The 18,744-nt window shown below is 35.7% G+C and carries 19 protein-coding genes; 11 read left to right on the top strand and 8 right to left on the bottom strand.

The genetic code is table 11. The annotated features are described in order from the left end of the window. Positions 1 to 259: 259 nt before the first annotated feature. Entirely contained in the window at positions 260 to 1,084 is an 825-nt protein-coding gene (lgt, locus tag WH188_RS14890; protein WP_168126601.1) for a prolipoprotein diacylglyceryl transferase, read from the bottom strand. A gap of 189 nt (positions 1,085 to 1,273) precedes the next feature. On the opposite strand from lgt, the gene WH188_RS14885 reads away from it, so the two are divergent. From WH188_RS14885 to WH188_RS14875, 3 genes are all read left to right on the top strand, one after another. Further along, complete coding sequence (locus WH188_RS14885) at positions 1,274 to 2,389, top strand: M42 family metallopeptidase (protein ID WP_021188226.1); 1,116 nt, start codon at positions 1,274 to 1,276, stop codon at positions 2,387 to 2,389. A 37-nt stretch (positions 2,390 to 2,426) separates the two neighbouring features. Further along, positions 2,427 to 2,756, top strand: coding sequence for a DUF3467 domain-containing protein (locus tag WH188_RS14880; RefSeq protein ID WP_021188225.1), 330 nt, complete (start codon positions 2,427 to 2,429; stop codon positions 2,754 to 2,756). Between the two features lie 142 nt (positions 2,757 to 2,898). Next, the gene (locus WH188_RS14875; RefSeq protein ID WP_132768247.1) at positions 2,899 to 4,407 is read left to right on the top strand and encodes a carbon-nitrogen hydrolase family protein; all 1,509 of its coding nucleotides are present in this window, start codon (positions 2,899 to 2,901) and stop codon (positions 4,405 to 4,407) included. Positions 4,408 to 4,468: 61 nt separating this feature from the next. On the opposite strand, the gene WH188_RS14870 is transcribed toward WH188_RS14875, so the two are convergent. Further along, positions 4,469 to 4,918 (bottom strand): cold-shock protein, encoded by a 450-nt coding sequence (locus WH188_RS14870; RefSeq protein ID WP_021188224.1) that lies wholly within the window; start codon positions 4,916 to 4,918, stop codon positions 4,469 to 4,471. A gap of 214 nt (positions 4,919 to 5,132) precedes the next feature. Then, complete coding sequence (locus WH188_RS14865) at positions 5,133 to 5,699, bottom strand: YqgE/AlgH family protein (RefSeq protein ID WP_021188223.1); 567 nt, start codon at positions 5,697 to 5,699, stop codon at positions 5,133 to 5,135. Positions 5,700 to 5,828: 129 nt separating this feature from the next. On the opposite strand from WH188_RS14865, the gene pdxH reads away from it, so the two are divergent. The 5 genes from pdxH to ruvB all read left to right on the top strand — a co-directional run bounded on the left by pdxH (position 5,829) and on the right by ruvB (position 10,207). Then, a complete protein-coding gene (gene pdxH, locus WH188_RS14860; RefSeq protein WP_021188222.1) occupies positions 5,829 to 6,482 on the top strand; it encodes a pyridoxamine 5'-phosphate oxidase in 654 nt (217 codons plus the stop codon). A gap of 3 nt (positions 6,483 to 6,485) precedes the next feature. Beyond that, positions 6,486 to 6,977: an NADH-quinone oxidoreductase subunit C gene (locus WH188_RS14855; protein WP_021188221.1), complete on the top strand. Its 492-nt coding sequence runs from the start codon at positions 6,486 to 6,488 to the stop codon at positions 6,975 to 6,977. Between the two features lie 24 nt (positions 6,978 to 7,001). Next, on the top strand, positions 7,002 to 8,198 hold the full coding sequence (locus tag WH188_RS14850) for an NADH-quinone oxidoreductase subunit D (RefSeq protein ID WP_132768242.1): 1,197 nt from the start codon (positions 7,002 to 7,004) through the stop codon (positions 8,196 to 8,198). A gap of 239 nt (positions 8,199 to 8,437) precedes the next feature. Continuing rightward, positions 8,438 to 9,163 (top strand): polyprenol monophosphomannose synthase, encoded by a 726-nt coding sequence (locus tag WH188_RS14845; protein ID WP_132768240.1) that lies wholly within the window; start codon positions 8,438 to 8,440, stop codon positions 9,161 to 9,163. A 21-nt stretch (positions 9,164 to 9,184) separates the two neighbouring features. Further along, positions 9,185 to 10,207, top strand: a complete 1,023-nt coding sequence (gene ruvB, locus WH188_RS14840; protein ID WP_132768238.1) for a Holliday junction branch migration DNA helicase RuvB — start codon at positions 9,185 to 9,187, stop codon at positions 10,205 to 10,207. Positions 10,208 to 10,314: 107 nt separating this feature from the next. On the opposite strand, the gene WH188_RS14835 is transcribed toward ruvB, so the two are convergent. The 3 genes from WH188_RS14835 to WH188_RS14825 all read right to left on the bottom strand — a co-directional run bounded on the left by WH188_RS14835 (position 10,315) and on the right by WH188_RS14825 (position 14,865). Continuing rightward, positions 10,315 to 10,866: a hypothetical protein gene (locus tag WH188_RS14835; protein ID WP_315395443.1), complete on the bottom strand. Its 552-nt coding sequence runs from the start codon at positions 10,864 to 10,866 to the stop codon at positions 10,315 to 10,317. Between the two features lie 3 nt (positions 10,867 to 10,869). Beyond that, positions 10,870 to 13,356 (bottom strand): S9 family peptidase, encoded by a 2,487-nt coding sequence (locus tag WH188_RS14830; RefSeq protein ID WP_339424260.1) that lies wholly within the window; start codon positions 13,354 to 13,356, stop codon positions 10,870 to 10,872. A gap of 90 nt (positions 13,357 to 13,446) precedes the next feature. Beyond that, entirely contained in the window at positions 13,447 to 14,865 is a 1,419-nt protein-coding gene (locus tag WH188_RS14825) for an ATP-dependent DNA helicase (protein WP_339424404.1), read from the bottom strand. Positions 14,866 to 14,958: 93 nt separating this feature from the next. On the opposite strand from WH188_RS14825, the gene WH188_RS14820 reads away from it, so the two are divergent. The 3 genes from WH188_RS14820 to coaD are packed head-to-tail and all read left to right on the top strand — an operon-like array spanning position 14,959 to position 16,754. Next, entirely contained in the window at positions 14,959 to 15,756 is a 798-nt protein-coding gene (locus WH188_RS14820) for a DUF3822 family protein (RefSeq protein WP_021188213.1), read from the top strand. Then, complete coding sequence (locus WH188_RS14815; protein ID WP_339424259.1) at positions 15,747 to 16,280, top strand: RsmD family RNA methyltransferase; 534 nt, start codon at positions 15,747 to 15,749, stop codon at positions 16,278 to 16,280. Before WH188_RS14820 ends, WH188_RS14815 begins: the two co-directional genes overlap by 10 nt. Before the next feature lie 3 nt (positions 16,281 to 16,283). Then, positions 16,284 to 16,754 (top strand): pantetheine-phosphate adenylyltransferase, encoded by a 471-nt coding sequence (coaD, locus tag WH188_RS14810; RefSeq protein WP_339424258.1) that lies wholly within the window; start codon positions 16,284 to 16,286, stop codon positions 16,752 to 16,754. Positions 16,755 to 17,021: 267 nt separating this feature from the next. Here coaD and WH188_RS14805 read toward each other — a convergent pair whose 3' ends face one another. Beyond that, positions 17,022 to 17,270, bottom strand: coding sequence for a hypothetical protein (locus WH188_RS14805; protein ID WP_021188210.1), 249 nt, complete (start codon positions 17,268 to 17,270; stop codon positions 17,022 to 17,024). 85 nt (positions 17,271 to 17,355) lie between these two features. Next, positions 17,356 to 18,687, bottom strand: coding sequence for an NADP-specific glutamate dehydrogenase (gene gdhA / locus WH188_RS14800; protein WP_021188209.1), 1,332 nt, complete (start codon positions 18,685 to 18,687; stop codon positions 17,356 to 17,358). Between the last annotated feature and the right edge of the window lie 57 nt (positions 18,688 to 18,744).

The following is an 18,744-nucleotide window of genomic DNA, read 5'->3' as shown; positions in this document are numbered from 1 at the left end:
ACATATTTTAGCCAGAAAATAGAGGGGATAGATCGTGTTTTACCTCGATGATGTCTCTAAAATGTAACAAGCATTTGTCAACGAATATAGTAGTAGAACAGTTTAACGCACTAGTACTATCAAACGATGGCTATAGTATATTTTAGACACGTTAAATTTTAGAAAAGAAGCAATCACAAAAGGGTATACCATTCACATAAAAAAAGCTTAGCACATCCTATGCTAAGCTTTTTTTATGTGAATCTTAAAGATCCTCTAATTAACGTTTTACTTCTTTAGGCTTTCTAAACATAAAATAAAGTCCACCTAATATAAAAGGAATACTTAGAAGCTGTCCCATATTCAAAGCCATTCCCTGTTCAAATGCTTCCTGGTCAATTTTGAAACTTTCGAGGTAAAGTCGAGCAGAAAAAAGTAAGACAAAAAAGAGTCCCATTAATGCACCAGGTTTTTGCAACTTTTTATTTTTGAATAAATAAACAATAATAAAGAAGATGATGATATAGGCAATAGCTTCATAAAGTTGTCCTGGGTGACGAGGCACTTGATCTACATGATCAAAAACAATCGCCCATGGCTTATCGGTAGGCGTACCAATAATCTCCGAATTGAAAAAGTTACCCAAACGGATGAAGGCTCCTGCAATTGGTACAACCACAACAAGGCGGTCTGCCAGCCAAAGAAAGTTTGTTTTCGTTTTTCTGCAGAATAAGTATAATGCGACCAATATACCTATCGCACCACCATGACTTGCTAAACCTGCAAATCCAGTCATTTGAAATTGACCATTTACAAATTTAAATGGTAACACCATTTCCCATAAATGATCTTTATAATAATCAAATTCATAAAATAGACAATGTCCTAATCTGGCGCCAATTAAAGTTCCTAGAAAGATATAAATACTCAATTGATCCAATAATTCTTGACTCTTATTTTCATTTCTGAATATTTTAAGCATGATCATATACGATACCGCAAATGCCGCTAACCAGCATAAGGCATAGTAACGAAGACCAAAAGTGCCAATTTTAAATATTTCAGGATCTAAATTCCAATGTATGACGCTGAATAAATTCTCCATATTGTCTATTAATTTTTTTACAAGCGTAAATATAATGTTTAAAATCATTTTCAGCTCATGATTGCATCGGAATAAAGCTAAAAAAGCAAGAAAAGTGCCCAATATGGGCACAGATGAAATAAATTCAATTTTTACTTTTGTGGTTACTATAATTTTTCATAATTTGACATCGGAAATAAAATTAGGAGCATGGCAGACAAGAAGAAGAAAGAAAATAAACATATTTCAATAGTAACAAAGGACTCGATTTCTTTTTTTGAAAAATATATTAATAATCCTTCACCAACTGGATTTGAATGGGAGGGACAGCGCTTATGGTTAGATTATTTAAAGCCATATGTGGACGAAACATTCACAGATAACTATGGTACTGCTGTAGGAGTTATCAACCCAGAAGCTGACTATAAAGTTGTTATAGAAGCACATGCTGATGAGATCTCCTGGTTCGTTAACTATATCACGAAGGATGGTTTAATTTATGTGATTCGCAATGGTGGTTCCGACCACCAGATCGCACCATCTAAAAAAGTGAATATCCATACTGATAAAGGTATTGTAAAGGCGGTATTCGGTTGGCCAGCAATTCATACACGTTCCGGAGAGAAAGAAGAAGCACCTACATTAAAAAATATCTTTTTAGATTGTGGTTGTATTTCCAAAGACGAAGTAGAAGCTTTAGGTATTCATGTAGGTTGTGTTATTACTTATGAAGATGAGTTCAGCATCCTCAACGATCGCTATTATGTAGGTCGTGCTATGGACAACCGTGCTGGTGGTTTTATGATAGCTGAAGTAGCGCGTTTACTCAAAGAAAATAAAAAGAAATTACCATTTGGTTTATATATCGTAAACTCTGTTCAAGAGGAAATTGGTCTACGTGGAGCTGAAATGATTGCACAGCGTATCAAACCAAATGTTGCGATCGTTACAGATGTGACACATGATACTCAGACTCCAATGATTAACAAGATTACACAGGGTGATTTATCATCTGGAGGAGGACCTGTATTATCTTATGCTCCGGCAGTTCAGATTAATTTAAACAAATTATTGGTTCAGGTAGCAGAAAAAAATGCAATTCCTTTCCAACGTCAAGCATCATCACGTTCTACAGGTACCGATACCGATGCTTTTGCATACAGTAATGGAGGTGTGCCATCTGCATTGATTTCATTACCTTTACGCTACATGCATACTACTGTAGAGATGGTGCACAAAGAAGATGTCGACAATGTCATCCGCCTGATCTATGAAACATTATTGAATATTGAAGCAGGACAGGACTTTAGAACTTTTAGCAAATAATAAGAATAACATATATTAAATACTTATAATAAATTTTATGGAAAATAATCAAAATCAAAACGAATTGAGTATCGAGTTGACAGAAGAAGTAGCAGAAGGAATCTACTCAAATCTAGCGATCATTACACATTCAAACACAGAGTTTGTGATTGACTTCGTACGTGTAATGCCAGGTGTGCCGAAAGCTAAAGTGAAATCTAGAATCGTTTTGACACCAGAACATGCTAAACGTTTGTTAGGTGCATTACAAGATAATGTTATTCGCTTTGACGCTATTGCTGCTGGAAACCAAACTGCTGATGCAGAAGTAATCGGTGGTGATCCAACTGTTGCGTTCCCATTTGGTGGAACAACTGGTCAAGCGTAATTTTTCGCATTGTAAAATGCAATAAATAAGCTTCTACAAAAGAGCTAAAGCCGTAGGTTTTAGCTCTTTTTCTTTTATATCGCATGAACTGTGCTTTTAGGCTTGAATTTTGTTTAAATTTAGATAACTAAAATTATATTATATGGATATTCAAGTCAGGAACTTGACGAAGAAAGATTATGTTGATTTGAGAAGGTCAATGACCGAAGCTTACCAAGGAGTAGGAGATGTCTGGACAAGAGAAAATATTGTCGATTTAATCGATATGTTTCCTGAAGGACAATTATGTGTAGAAATCGACGGTCATGTTGTAGCTTGCGCACTTTCCATCATTTTAAACTCAAAAAAAAGTAATATATACGATAGTTATTATGAAATTATTGATGACGGAAAATTTTCAAAACATACCAGCGATGGCGACACACTCTATGGTATAGAAGTCTTTGTACATCCAGATCATCGTGCATTAAGATTAGGAAGGCGCTTATATGATGCACGTAAAGAACTGTGTGAGCAGATGAATTTAAAATCTATCGTAGCAGGAGGAAGGATCCCCAATTATCACAATTATTCAGATAAAATGAGTCCAAGGACATATATTGAAAAAGTGAAACGTAAAGAAATTTTCGATCCAACGTTAACCTTTCAATTGTCCAATGATTTTCATGTCAAAAAGATATTGAAGCATTACCTTCCCGAAGATTCAGAATCGATGGAGTTTGCAACCCTATTGGAGTGGAATAATATCTATTACGAATCAGAAACACGTTCTATTTCTACCACCAAACAAACCATTCGATTAGGTTTAGTACAGTGGCAAATGCGTTTATTTGACAATATTGATGCTTTTTTTGATCAAATTGAATTTTTTGTTGATACCGTGAGCGATTATGGAACAGATTTTATTATGTTTCCAGAATTTTTCAATTCACCGTTAATGAGTCCGTATAATGAATTGCCTGAAAGGTTGGCAATGGAAAAACTAGCAGAGAAGACATCAGAAATTATTGATAAAATCCAACAATTTGCTGTTTCCTATAATGTCAATATCATTGCTGGCTCCATGCCCATTATGGAAAACAAGAAACTATATAATATATCTTACCTCTGTCACCGTAACGGTAAACTGGATTCATTTAAAAAGATTCACATTACTCCCAATGAAAGTAAATATTATGGAATGACCGGAGGTAATGAAGTGAAAGTATTTGATACAGATTGCGGGAAAGTAGGTTTGCTGATTTGTTATGATGTTGAGTTTCCAGAATTGAGCCGTATTCTAGCCGATCAAGGAATGCAGATCTTATTTGTACCCTTTATGACAGACACACAGAATGGCTACATCCGTGTTAGAACATGTGCACAGGCTCGCGCAATTGAGAATGAATGTTATGTGGCTATTGCCGGATCTGTAGGAAATTTACCTCGGGTCAATAATATGGATATCCAATATTCACAATCGGCCGTATTTACACCTTCGGATTTTGCCTTTCCAAATAATGCGATAAAAGCAGAGGCTACGCCAAACACCGAGATGGTGCTAATTGCAGATGTCGATTTATATGCACTTCGTGACCTGCATGAATATGGAACCGTCAAGGTGATGAAGGATCGACGAAAGGATCTTTATGAAGTAAAATTGTTAAAATAACGATATTAAAAAAGGGATTTAATGAATTAAATCCCTTTTTTAATATCGTTAACCTTGAATGTTATTTTTGCAATTTAACATTTACGGCATTCATACCTTTCAATCCTTTTTCAGTTTCAAAAGTTACTTTGTCGTTTTCTTTAACAGCATCAATCAGACCATTAACGTGGAAAAATATTTTATCCTGAGTCTTGAGATCACGAATGAAACCAAAACCTTTGTCTGTATTGTAAAAATTCACAATACCAGATTTGATTAAATCCTCAGGGTTTGCTTCATATTTAGCAGTTGATATCGCGATATCTTCTACGTTAATTTTTGTTTTTTTTGTTGGATCAGGAGGAGTAGAAGTTATATTTCCATATTCATCGACATAAACAAACATTTCTTCTAAACTTTTACCTTTATCGGTATTGTTTTTTCGTTCTTCTTTCTTTTGTTCCTTATCTTGTTTCTTTTTTAACTTTTTCTTCTCTTTTTCTTTTTTGCTAAAACTTTCTGAACTACTCATTTATTTATTTAAAATTAATATTAAACCATATTAAACTACTCAATTTATAGCAGTTTAAGTAAACAAAAGTCAGCGCATTAAATAAATTCAAAGGTGAAAGCCATATCTCGAATTAAGATAAAATTGATATGTTTTAAAACGTAAGGACTCTGCTTAATGACACAAATATACTAAAAAATAGTGAATATTATATATTATTCATAAAAATTACAATTTAATTTAGACTAGGAGACTGCGGAAAATTAACCACATGAGCATACTTGGGTCCCAGACTCATAACAGATTGTTTCCAAAGTAGTTCTGTATCTTTTTCAAACACCAATCCCGTTGAAAACTTGTTCTGTACAGCCCAGCTATTTTCCTTAATTTCTTTATCTAACTGCTCTGGTTGCCAGCCCGAATACCCTAAGAAAAACTTGACTTCATCTTCTTTTATCTTATGATCATTAATAAGTGAAAATAGCAATTCTGGATCTCCGCCGAAATAGATATTTTCACGAATTTCGTCACCACTTAACAATAAGTCAAATCTTGAGTGGATAAAGAATACCTCATTTTGTGCTACAGGTCCACCAATATGTAGTGGAAATGTGCAATTCGCTATTTTTTCAACCAAATCACCGATACAGCCAACAACCTTATGATTTAGAATAAATCCTAAAGTACCTTCTTTTTCATTATGATTACACAATAAAATCACAGATCTTTCGAAGTGCGGGTCGAGCATAAAAGGTTCAGATATTAATAAACAGCCAGCCTTTGGGTCAAGTTCGTTAAACATTGCGATACATATTAGACTTATTATACAATAAAATTAATGCCAAAGTCATTTTGCAGATTAATTTATACTAGATTAGTCGATAAAAATAAGTGAATTTAGTATGTTTGTGACATACAAAAAATCAAAGTCATGGCAATCGAACATAAAGATATTGCCGCTATTCGACAAGATTATGCATTAGGTAATCTGTGTGAAAGCGAAGTAAGCAATGATCCTTTAGTGCAATTTGAAAGATGGTTTAACGAAGCTGTTCATAGTGAGGTTCTTGAACCCAATGCAATGGTCTTATCAACCGTAGGAGAGTTTTCCCTACCTTCTTCCAGAATTGTTTTGCTTAAAGATCTTAAAGAGAACGGTTTTAGTTTTTTTACAAATTTTAATAGCCGTAAAGGAACAGAAATGGATGCTAATCCTCATGTTGCCGTACTATTTTTCTGGCCAGAATTGCAACGTCAGGTACGTATTGAGGGATTGATAGAAAAATTACCAGTAGAAGACTCTGATGAATATTTTCAGTCAAGACCAAAAGGAAGCCGTATTGGCGCTATTGCTTCACCTCAAAGTGATACCATTCCAAACCGTACTTTTTTAGAAGAAAGAGTGGCAGGTCTAACAGAAGAATTTAAAGACCAGGAGCAAGTACCTCGTCCCGAATTTTGGGGAGGATACTTAATTAAACCACTATATATGGAGTTCTGGCAAGGGCGTTCAAGCCGCCTGCATGATCGGATTGCTTTTCAGAAAGTTTCAGATTCATGGAAAATAACCCGTTTAGCACCATAGTATATGAATATACAGGAAATTTCAAAATCAATAACTGCGCAGTTCGGGGAAGAGGCTATCGAAAAAATTGAGGAATCGGGTTTGCAGTCTGCTTTATTTGTTAATAAAGCATTTTTAGAACAAATCTGTTATTACCTGAGGGATCAAGAAGGCTTCTATTTTGATTTTTTAAATAATATTGCGGCAGTTGATTTAGGTGATGCTGGATTTTTGGTAACTTATCATATGACCTCTATACCATACCAACACACTTTGGTGTTAAAAGTTGCCGTTGCAAATGATCGTGATTTACAGCAATTACCCGAAGTACCATCATTAGCCGCAGTGTGGAAAACTGCAGATTGGCATGAAAGGGAAGCTTTTGATCTCATGGGCATATTTTTCACGAATCATCCTGATCTTAGACGTATTCTACTCCCTGATGACTGGGAAGGATACCCCTTAAGAAAGGATTATCAAGACCCTGAAAGTTATCATGGCATAGCAATTAAATAAAATAAGAACTGGATAACCAAAAATATGTCGCATACGAAGTATACTGCAGCTTTAGAAAAATACCAACAACATTTAGATAGCATTGGCTCTCAAGAAATGATTATTAATATGGGCCCGCAACATCCATCTACCCATGGCGTGCTTCGGCTTCAATTGATTACAGATGGAGAGCTTGTAAAAGAAGTCATTCCACATTTAGGCTATTTGCATCGCTGTTTTGATAAACATGCGGAATCAATGAATTATGGTAAAAGTATTCCATTTACAGATCGTCTGGATTATTTATCATCGATGAATAATAGCCATGCATTTGTAATGGGGGTAGAGCGCATGCTCGGTATCGACGATAAAATACCAAAAAGAGTTGAATATATACGTGTTCTGGTCTGCGAATTAAATAGAATAGCATCGCACTTAATTGGTATCGGTACCTATGGAATTGATATAGGTGCATTTACGCCGTTTATGTGGTGTTTTAGAGATCGGGAGCATATCATGAATATGCTTGAATGGGTATCCGGTTCACGCATGCTCTATAATTACATTTGGGTTGGAGGCTTATTTTACGATTTACCGGTAGGTTTTGAAGAAAGGTGTGCTGAATTTGTAACTTATTTTAAACCAAAATTGGTCGAACTCGATGAACTGTTGACCGAGAACCAGATTTTCATATCCCGAACAGCAAATATTGGTGTGTTGCCTGCAGATGTCGCGATCAATTATGGTGTTTCTGGTCCGATGTTAAGAGCTTCAGGAATCAAATGGGATCTGAGAAGAATTGACGGTTATTCTGTTTATCCAGAAATTGATTTCGAAATCCCTGTTGGAAAAGGAGAGATGGGAGCGCTCGGAGATTGCTGGGACCGATACAAAATCCGGGTCGATGAAGTAAAAGAATCTGTTAAGATTATCGAACAATGTTTGGAAAGACTATTAAAAGAATTTCCGCGTACAGATACATTTGACCCACGAGCACTTGTACCTAAAAAGGTGAATTTAAAAGCACAGGACTATTATGTAAGAGCAGAAAATCCGAAAGGTGAATTAGGATTTTACTTTGTAACACAAGAAAAGACAGACATTCCTAAGCGTGTGAAAGCAAGAGGTCCGAGTTTTAACAATCTTTCCGTTTTACCTGAATTAGGAAAAGGAACCTTAATTGCGGATCTGATCGCTATATTGGGTTCTATGGACATCGTATTAGGCGAAGTCGATCGCTAATCGCTGTATTTGTAATTTTTGTGTTATCAAGACGCATCAACCCGCAAATTAGTTTGGTTTACCATTCCTTTATCCTATATTTGTAGTCTCATAATTTAAGTTTATAATTGGTTAATAAAAGTCTGCTATTGCAAAATAGTGGACTTTTTTATTTTGCAGAACACCTCATTATACCAATTAAACGCACGTCAAAATCCCAATAAAATTAGTAACTTTACCACACACAAAATGTTTTTAAAGTGGCCGATAGTTTAGTTATCATACCTACATATAACGAGAAAGAGAATATTGAAAAAATAATTCGCAAAGTATGCTCACTCTCAGTACCTTTTCATATTTTAATCGTTGATGATGGTTCTCCAGATGGGACTGCACAAATCGTAAAATCGCTTGAAGCGGAATTCAGAGGACGTTTGTTCATTGAGGAACGCAAAGGGAAATTAGGACTTGGCACTGCTTATATCCATGGTTTTAAATGGGCATTAGCACGAGAATATGAGTTTATTTTTGAAATGGACGCAGATTTTAGCCATAATCCTGAAGATCTAATTCGTTTAAGACAAAGTTGCTTAGATGGTGCAGATATGAGTATCGGATCTCGTTATATCAAAGGGGTCAATGTCGTTAATTGGCCGATGAATAGGGTTTTGATGTCCTATTTCGCATCTGTTTATGTACGGTTTATCACCGGAATCAATATCCAAGATGCTACAGCCGGTTTTGTGTGTTTTAGACGGAAAGTTCTTGAGCGTATACCGCTTGATAAAATTCGATTTGTGGGCTATGCCTTTCAGATAGAAATGAAATTTACGGCGATACAATATAAGTTTAATGTGGTCGAAGTACCGATTATTTTTACAGACCGGACAGAAGGTACTTCAAAAATGAGTACCAGTATTTTTAAAGAAGCTTTTTTTGGTGTTATTCAACTAAAGATTTCAAGTTGGACGAGAAAGTATAATTAAATTGAAGAAAGGAAAGCGTAAATGAATGAACACTTAGATCCAAATGCGGAAAACTTAAGTCATACAGACAGAGACATTGAACGTGTATTGCGACCTCAGGCTTTTGAGGACTTTACGGGACAGGAGAAAATTTTAGAGAATCTTAATATTTTTGTTAAGGCTGCAAAATTAAGAGGTGAGTCTTTGGATCATGTATTACTTCATGGCCCTCCAGGATTGGGTAAAACGACACTTTCCAATATTATCGCCAATGAGATGGGCGTAGGTATTAAAATTACTTCAGGACCCGTTCTGGATAAACCCGGTGACCTGGCGGGATTACTGACCAATCTGGAAGAGGGTGACGTCTTATTTATAGATGAAATCCACCGGTTAAGCCCGATTGTTGAAGAATACCTCTATTCAGCAATGGAAGACTTCAAGATCGATATCATGTTGGAGACCGGACCAAATGCACGATCTGTGCAAATATCGCTTAACCCATTCACCTTAATTGGAGCAACAACACGTTCAGGACTATTAACATCTCCATTACGTGCGCGATTTGGGATTAATGCGCGATTACAATATTACGACGTTAAGTTATTGACCACCATAGTACTGAGATCTGCAGATATCCTAAAAACACCCATTACAGATGAAGGTGCCTATGAAATTGCAAGAAGAAGCAGAGGAACACCGCGTATAGCCAATGCCCTGTTGAGAAGAACACGGGATTTTGCACAAATAAAAGGAACAGGTTCTATTGAGCGAGAGATAGCAAAATATGCACTTAATGCCCTAAACGTGGATGAAAATGGTTTAGATGAAATGGATAATCGTATTCTGACCACCATCATAGATAAATTTAAAGGAGGTCCTGTTGGTTTAAAAACCATTGCTACTGCCGTAGGAGAAGATGAAGGTACAATTGAAGAAGTTTATGAACCTTTTCTTATTCAAGAAGGTTATTTAATGCGAACTTCGAGAGGGAGAGAATGTACTGAAGCTGCTTTTAGACACCTAGGGCGAGCATATTCACATAAAGGTCATACACTATTTTAGTGCTAGAGTTATCTGAAAAATAGTAATTAAATGCTATGATGATGGTGGACATCTCTTAAATCTTGAAGATAAGAGAGCGAAAGCAAGTCATAGCATTTTAGTTTAACCTATTTGATGTACTTTTTCAAAATTTTCAAACTCCTGCTTTTAATCGCTGGAGTAGGGTTTATTCTCAATAAATATTCGACCTGTGCATAAAGTTCTTCTTTAACCCACGCATATTTTTTACTCATTTGATCTAAAATATCCATGCAATTTGCAGCTACAGCAACCGGACAACTTGGATCAGTTAACCATTTGAAAGAGACGTCAATTATGCAATCATATTCTTCATCAGACAAGCGGATATGATTTACTTTTGGAGAGGTGATGTACATTAATACTTTGCTATAACTTCTAGCGCAGCTCCAATTATTTAAATCTGTCAGATTTTTAATCAGCATTTGGTAGTTACGCTTGTCAAGCAAGGCTTTATCTTTTAAAACAATGGTCTCGAACATCCAGGCGCTTCTAAAGGCAAGTTGCTTATCCGCTTCATATGTGGACAGCGCCAAAAGATCAAGTAAAGATAATCCTTGTAAAATATCCAAAGAAAAATCCGCTACCTGATACTGAGTATAGATAGCGGAAAAAATTTCTAATTTTTGTTTTGTAATCATTGATTATCTACTCAACGGTATTTCTCTATTCATTTCAGTCATATTGACTTCTTCAATTTTTGAATCACCGATTAGGTATTCTGCAAAATAGTCACCCATTTTCCAGAAAAAATATTCTGTCATATCACCAAATCCGTGACGTTGACCAGGTAAAAGCAAGAAGTCAAAACGCTTATTTGCTTTGATTAAAGCGTTCACCATTCTAATAGAATTAGCCGGGTGTACATTATTATCAATATCACCAGTTGCAATCAGAAGCTTACCTTTAAGATTTTTTGCTAAGTCTGTATTTTTATCGATCTGATAAGCAAATGTAGTATCGCCTTTGGCACTAATTTTCTCCGTTACACCATGATGTCTTTCACTCCACCATCTGTTGTAGATGTTATTTTCATGATTTCCAGCACCAGAAACAGCTACTTTGAAGAAATCAGGATATACCAACATTGCTGCAGTTGACATAAATCCACCACCCGAATGTCCTGTAATACCAACACGGTTGATATCAATAAACTTGTAGCGGTCTGCCAATTGTTCAGCAGCGGCCTTTTTATCTTCCAATCCATAATCCCTTAAGTTACCATAGCCAAATGTATGGTACCATTGTGATCGAGCAGGATGACCACCACGGTTACCCACTGTAATGACAATCATGCCAAATTGTGCTAATCGGTCAATTCTATCCATGCTTCTACCAAAAGACTGATTTACAGCCTCCGTTTGTGGTCCAGGATAGATATATTCCACAATGGGATAAGTTCTGGTGCTATCAAAATCAAATGGTTTATACATAACACCATATAGATCAGTAATACCGTCACCAGCTTTTACTTTAAATGGTTGCGGAAACTTATAACCAGCAGCAAAAAGTAAAGATAGATCCGCCTTTTCTAAGGTCATTAATTTCTTACCATTTGTATGGTATAAAGCGATTTCTGGAATCGTATTTACCCTAGAAAAATTATTAACAAAGTAACGAGAACTTTCACTGACATCAACCTGATGATCAAAGTTTCCTGGGTTTAATAATTTTAGATTTCCACCATTAAAGCCCACACTGTAGTGATGTAAATAATACGGATCTTCATTTTTTTCTCGACCATTAGCCGTGAAATACAACGTTCTTGTTGCCATATCAGATCCTGTAATTTCTTCACAATTGAAAGATCCACTTGTCAACTGCTGTTTCAAATTACCTTGATTATCATACAGGTAAAAATGTCCCCAGCCATCACGTTGTGACCAATGGATAAACTCAGCACCATTATTAATTAATAAAGGCTTTTTGATATCCTGATAAACGTTAGATCTCTCTTCAATTAACACTTTAATTGAGCCGTCTATATTAACCTTAACCAAATCGATACGTTTCAAATCACGGCTAGAACGTGCGATGTAAAATGCCTCATTTGACCCTAACCAGTAATTGATAAAATAATCACCCTTGTAGCTATTTTTATCTGTGGTTTTAGACCAATTACTTATCGTTTGATTTTTAAAAGCATCAACTTTTATCTGTTTGTAAGTTTTATCAGAAGCCTTGAAGATGAACATTTGAGTTTCCGTAGAATCTATTTCACCTGGCATCTGGTATTTATAGGTCTCTAAAGTAGGACGTTTACTTCCTACGTTATTAATCACCCATAATGGGTTTAAACTTCTGTTATCTTTACGTGTAATAACAAAATGCTTACCATCAGGAGACCAGTTCATCCATACACGCTTGCGCTTCACAAGATCTTCATCTTTCTTATCGTCGCCTGTAGTGGTGCTATATTCATCACCCGCCCAAGCATAATATTGTACGCCATCTTTAGTGATCTGATGTTCTACAATTGTTGAATCTTTTTCATTCTTAACCGCTTTTTCATAATTGGCGCGATCCATCCAGTACAAATTAAAGTCCTTAGCAAAGTAGACGGTATTGGTATCAGGAGAGAAGGTTGCCCATGATAAAGGCTGTTTCTCTTTTGATTTATCGCTTAGCTCAATGACTTTCTGTGTTGCCAGATCATATTCCAGATAGAAAAGCTTCTTTTTTATCGTGTCAGTTTTCACTTTCAGCTTCTCAATCTCTTCTTTGGACTTTACTGTATCTTTCGTACTGGCAACCTCAAATCTGATTTTCTTCTCATCTTTTGTAAATCTTAAATTCTGAAGAGACAGATGTTGAGCATCAAATGGATTTTTTACAATCTTCGTAATTTGTGCCGCTAATTTTTCATTATCGAAAAGTGTTTCTTTTTTATTGGCAGCAGGATCCACTAGGTACCAGTTTTTTCCTTGAGGTGTAGTGAAATCGTACCAGAAGCGATCAGAAAAGTTTATCCAATTTGGTTTAACCGTAGTAGAAAAAATCATTTTCTTAAGCCTATCTGGCGAAAATTTTGACGCTAACAGGTAGTTTGCTTTAGGTGGTGAGGTTGATTCTTGGGCTGTAGCATAAAAACATGATAGCAACAGTCCTAAGAATAAGTAAATCTTATTCATTCTTTAGTTTTATGTGAAATTTATAAATCAAAAGTATTAAGTAATCACATGAGAAAGAAGCAAGTCTTGTAAAATTTTAGTTAAAGAGCCCTAAGAGTAGAACTTTTCATTAAAATTGACTAAAAAGAGCTCTTCTGTAGCCCGGGTAATTCCAGTATATAGCCACCTTAAAAACTCGGTAGTCAACATTTCATCTGTCAAATAGCCTTGGTCGACAAAAACAGCTGGCCATTGTCCACCCTGAGCCTTGTGACAGGTAATCGCAAAAGCAAATTTTATCTGTAACGCATTATAATAGGGATCTTTCTTAATCGCTTCCAGTCGGTCCTGTTTTAAGAAAATATCTTCGTAATCCAGCGCCACTGCCTCGTACAGTTTTTTCTGTTCCTCATAAGGAAGATTAGGACTGTCTGTATAGAGACTGTCCAGAATAACACGGCAGGTTATTGGTTCTTGATTTTGAGTATCCATAAATTCAAGAGTAATATCCGCAAACCGAAATCCATGTTGCTCATGCACGTTGCTTACTTTTCTTATTTTCGCCATATCACCATTAGCAATAAAGCCATTTTCAATCCCATTATCTTGAAGCCAAAAATAATTATTGCGTACGACCATGATATGATCCCCACCTGTAATCTCCTCGTCTCGAAATAGAATCTGGTTACGGATATGCTGATTGTATAAGTTAGCAGACTTATTGGAACGACAGATTATCATTGTATTTTCGACTCCGAACTTATCATATGCATAATTAATTCCCTCAATTAAACGTTCACCTGTCATTCGGTAAATATCTTTAAATCCATTTGTTATGAATTTAGGGAAAGGGTAGGTGCCTTCCAGCTCTTCAAGATTTATTTCCTGACGGATCTTTGTCGCATTAAAAAGAATTCCAGAACTTTTCTGTTGCCGAACAACATCTGTCAATTCGAAGGTATAAGGGTGAAAATAAAATTCATGCTCTAAATAAGCCGGATTAAGAGCAGGACTTTCCCACAGACCCACCGGCGGTAGCTGGGCGGTATCACCCACAAACATGATCGAACAGTTTTTACCGCTTCGTACATATTTCACAAGATCGTCCAATAAGCTTTTCGAAAACATGTTGACGCTTTCATTCGATATCATGGAAGATTCATCGATAATAAATAATGTATCTTCATGCAGGTTTTCAGCTAAAGTGAAATCCAGCTGAAAAGAAACCGCATTTTTCTTACGGTATATTTTCTTGTGGATGGTCAGTGCAGGTCTACCCGAATAGAAACTCATTACTTTTGCCGCTCGACCCGTAGGAGCAAGCAAGACCGCTTTCTTCTTGATATAAGGAAGGGTTTTCACTAGAGCGGAAATGATCGTTGTTTTACCTGTTCCGGCATAGCCCTTTAATACAAAACAATCTTGCGTATGAAAAGAACTCAGAAATTGAGCTAACAGTTCAAAAACAGAATTTTGTTGCGGAGTCGCTGTCCAAGGAAAGCGTTGGATCAATAAATCTTTAATAAGCACCATCAAAGTTATCTAAAAGGTTTGTCTTATCGTTTAGAAAAGTTAATTTTGTTAGGTTGTACAATTTAATAATTGAATTTGGAAAGCATAAATATGAATTATATATCGGAGAAGTTTAATATCCATTTTTTGCCAGAATACACCTTATCTGCGAAAGCGGGTTTTAGCAAAGATGTAATTGCAGTTACGGACAAGCAGTTAAATCTGAATCTGTTGCTAGAATATGACGCCGAAAACCCAAAATTGGATGCTACTCAAATCCTAAGTTTACCTTTTCGATATGTTAAGGTGGTCATTCCTCATCAAAGTTTAACATTCATTCCTAAGGAGGTTTTTCAAGAAGATCGATTAAGCGAATATGCACCATACTTGGTAGAACATGTTCCCAATCATATTCACACCTATGAAATGAAAAATTTGGGAATTGTTGCCGTATTTGAATACGATCTCATCTTATATAATAGATGGAAAGCGCTTTTCCCTGATGCAGAAATTTTCCCTGAGTTCTGCATTATATTAGATCAGGCGCAAGATCTTGTTCCAATTAGAGGTTCCGTTTTAGGTGTACATTTTGTATCCGATCATTTGGTAGATCTATACTTGTTTCAAAATGGGCAATTCATGTTGTATAATTCTTTTGATGTGCATTTTGCAGATGATTTAAATTACTACATTTTAAATATTATACAACAATTTTCACTAACTGATCAAGTTTCTAAAGTATTGGTATCAGGTGAAATACCTAACGATACCTATCGTAAATGTTTAGAAAGATATTCGACAACCATAGCGCACTTAGAATCTAAAAGTAAGGCTCATATCAATAAGGATATCGAAGGAATCAATTTTAAAAAATATAATACATTATTTGACGCGATACTATGCGAATAATAGGAGGGCAATATGGTGGTATACGTCTTAATCCACCCACAAACTTACCAGTAAGACCAACTACAGACATCGCAAAAGAGGCTTTGTTTAATATTCTACAAAACCGACTGGATTTTGATGAACTGAATTGTTTAGATTTATTTGCAGGTACTGGTAATATCAGTTTTGAATTAGCTTCTCGATACGCAGCTTCAGTTGAATCAGTAGACCTGCATTTTAAATGCGTTCAATATATTACGGATACAGCAAAGAAAATGAACATATCCACTATAAAAGCTAAAAAAGCAGATGTATTCAAGTATATTCAAACAGCCAAAGGTAAGTTTGATTTTATCTTTGCTGATCCACCATATGATATTCCAAAACTGCCGCAGCTGGCACACCTTATTTTAGATAGCGTACTTTTGGATAAAGAAGGCTTATTGATTATTGAACATCCTTCCACCCGGGAAATGGATCCACATCCAAATTTTATTGAAAAACGGAAGTATGGATATTCATCATTTTCATTTTATACTATTTAAATTATGAAGATTGCGGTTTTTGCAGGATCCTTTGATCCTTTTACATTAGCACATCAAGACTTAGTTGAGCGTGCTTTACCTCTTTTTGATAAGATTTATATCGCAGTTGGAGTAAATAGTGCCAAACAGGGCTTATTAACTGTAGAAGACAAGTTATATACGATCCAGGCTGTTTTCAAAGATCATCCGGCAATTGAAATCGTTTCATTTGAAGGGTTAACGATTAATTTCTGTAAAAAGGTCGGCGCCAATTTCTTGCTAAGAGGACTTCGCAATACTGCTGACTTTGAATTTGAAAATAGCATTGCACAAAACAATTTATTGTTAGCTCCGCAGATCGAAACTTATTTCTTGATGAGCAGGAGTGGACTTGCCCATATCTCTTCGACTATCGTTCGGGATGTCTGGAAAAATAAGGGCTCCATTGCTCAAATGGTTCCGGCCGAAATAGATGATTTTTTGAAAAATAAATAGCTAACGTAAAAAAAAGGATATCCAGTCGGATATCCTTTTTTTTGTTAAAAGCACTTATTTATTAAACCAAATTATATTTTGCGGACTTATGTATCTCTTTGTTTTACAATACTTTACATAGATTACATATACTCAAGGTACAACTAAATTAGCTATGTTGTAGAAAATGCTGAAATACGCATACCTTATGACCAAATTTAATTTTGTTTTAGATGTTATAAATTTCTAATGAATTGATAATAAGTAATTTGTATCAAATTTATTAACCTATGAATCATATCGATCAAAGGCAACAATAAAGGATTTACGCATGATACTGAAGTGGTTTAACACTTCCGCGATAAAGGTTTCATCCAGTAATTCGAAGACACCATTCACACCGCCTACGATATCGGTTTCTGCAATCTTATATGACTGTTCCAATGTCCCTTGTTCAAACTTAATGATGAACTTTTGATTCATACCAAAGATGGATATCTTACAATCAGGATGTGGTAATTCTGCTAATATTCTCATGTTGCTATTTTTTACAAAGTAAATAAAAAAACGGTTAATCCCACTTAGGGATTAACCGTTTATATGGAAAAAATACAACGTTAAATTAAACGATGCCTTGTTCAGTCATTGCTCGGGCAACTTTCAGGAATCCCCCAATATTTGCACCTTTTAAATAATTGATGTAATTTTTGTCATGACCATATTTAACACAAGTTTTGTGAATATTAACCATGATATCTTTTAGTTTACAATCGACTTCTTCTTTAGTCCATTGTTGGCGAATAGAATTTTGCGACATTTCTAAGCCAGATACAGCTACACCGCCTGCATTAGCAGCTTTCCCTGGTGCAAAACTAATTTTCGCATCGTGGAAGACTTTGATAGCTTCTGCTGTTGAAGGCATATTAGCACCTTCAGCTACACATTGACAGCCATTAGCAATTAATGTTAACGCATCCTCTTTTGTTAGCTCATTTTGAGTAGCACAAGGTAGCGCAATATCACATTTAAACGCCCAAGGCTTTTTGTCTGTAAAATACTTTGCATTCGGATATTTAACCACATATTGATCTAAATCACGTCCGATAGTTCCGATGTACGCTAATTTTTCAGAAGTAATTCCTTCTTCATCATAGATTGTTCCTTGACTATTTGATAGCGTAATTACCGTAGCACCTAATTGGATTGATTTCTCAGCAGCGTAATACGCTACATTTCCAGCACCTGAAATAGCAACGATTTTGTCTTTTAAATCCTGATTATTGAAATCATAGATGCATTCAACAAAATAAAGTAAACCATAACCAGTAGCCTCCGGTCTCGTGTAAGATCCACCCCAAGAACTTCCTTTGCCTGTTAATACGCCTGTAAATGCATTTTGCAATCTTTTATACTGGCCAAATAAATAACCAATTTCTCGTGTTCCAACGCCGATATCTCCAGCTGGTACATCTGTATCCGGACCGATATGTCTAAACAGCTCGGTCATAAAGCTTTGACAGAAACGCATGATTTCAGCATCTGACTTTCCTTTCGGATTAAAATCTGCACCGCCTTTACCGCCACCTATAGGTAAACCTGTTAAACTATTTTTGAACACCTGTTCAAAAGCTAAAAATTTTAAGATACTTAAGTTGACAGAAGGAGCAAAACGTAATCCACCTTTATATGGACCTATAGAACTACTCATCTGCACGCGGTAACCTCTATTGATTTCAACCTCGTTCTTGTCATTTAACCAAGCAACGCGAAAAGAAATAACGCGCTCAGGTTCAACTAATCTTTCTAAAATTTTCAGCTTAAGTAATTCTGGATGACTTTTAGAAATAAATGGAATTAAATCCTCTGTAACTTCTTGTACAGCTTGTAGAAATTCTGGTTCATTCGGATTGCGTTTCTCAACGTAATTTATGAATTCGTTAAAAGTGTTTGACATGTATTATAGTAAATTTTCCCTTTTGAATTGCTAATATATAAAAATTAATCTTATTTC

The sequence above is a fragment of the Sphingobacterium sp. MYb388 genome, assembly GCF_037479535.1.
GTDB classification, from domain to species: domain Bacteria; phylum Bacteroidota; class Bacteroidia; order Sphingobacteriales; family Sphingobacteriaceae; genus Sphingobacterium; species Sphingobacterium anhuiense.
This window is presented reverse-complemented; position numbering and strand designations above follow the sequence as displayed.

Bases quoted from the DNA above. Each gene is read 5' to 3' on its own strand.
- lgt (WP_168126601.1), bottom strand. From the start codon at position 1,084: ATGGAGAATTTATTCAGCGTCATACATTGGAATTTAGATCCTGAAATA.
- WH188_RS14885 (WP_021188226.1), top strand. From the start codon at position 1,274: ATGGCAGACAAGAAGAAGAAAGAAAATAAACATATTTCAATAGTAACA.
- WH188_RS14880 (WP_021188225.1), top strand. From the start codon at position 2,427: ATGGAAAATAATCAAAATCAAAACGAATTGAGTATCGAGTTGACAGAA.
- WH188_RS14875 (WP_132768247.1), top strand. From the start codon at position 2,899: ATGGATATTCAAGTCAGGAACTTGACGAAGAAAGATTATGTTGATTTG.
- WH188_RS14870 (WP_021188224.1), bottom strand. From the start codon at position 4,918: ATGAGTAGTTCAGAAAGTTTTAGCAAAAAAGAAAAAGAGAAGAAAAAG.
- WH188_RS14865 (WP_021188223.1), bottom strand. From the start codon at position 5,699: ATGTTTAACGAACTTGACCCAAAGGCTGGCTGTTTATTAATATCTGAA.
- pdxH (WP_021188222.1), top strand. From the start codon at position 5,829: ATGGCAATCGAACATAAAGATATTGCCGCTATTCGACAAGATTATGCA.
- WH188_RS14855 (WP_021188221.1), top strand. From the start codon at position 6,486: ATGAATATACAGGAAATTTCAAAATCAATAACTGCGCAGTTCGGGGAA.
- WH188_RS14850 (WP_132768242.1), top strand. From the start codon at position 7,002: ATGTCGCATACGAAGTATACTGCAGCTTTAGAAAAATACCAACAACAT.
- ruvB (WP_132768238.1), top strand. From the start codon at position 9,185: ATGAATGAACACTTAGATCCAAATGCGGAAAACTTAAGTCATACAGAC.
- WH188_RS14835 (WP_315395443.1), bottom strand. From the start codon at position 10,866: ATGATTACAAAACAAAAATTAGAAATTTTTTCCGCTATCTATACTCAG.
- WH188_RS14830 (WP_339424260.1), bottom strand. From the start codon at position 13,356: ATGAATAAGATTTACTTATTCTTAGGACTGTTGCTATCATGTTTTTAT.
- WH188_RS14820 (WP_021188213.1), top strand. From the start codon at position 14,959: ATGAATTATATATCGGAGAAGTTTAATATCCATTTTTTGCCAGAATAC.
- WH188_RS14815 (WP_339424259.1), top strand. From the start codon at position 15,747: ATGCGAATAATAGGAGGGCAATATGGTGGTATACGTCTTAATCCACCC.
- coaD (WP_339424258.1), top strand. From the start codon at position 16,284: ATGAAGATTGCGGTTTTTGCAGGATCCTTTGATCCTTTTACATTAGCA.
- WH188_RS14805 (WP_021188210.1), bottom strand. From the start codon at position 17,270: ATGAGAATATTAGCAGAATTACCACATCCTGATTGTAAGATATCCATC.
- gdhA (WP_021188209.1), bottom strand. From the start codon at position 18,687: ATGTCAAACACTTTTAACGAATTCATAAATTACGTTGAGAAACGCAAT.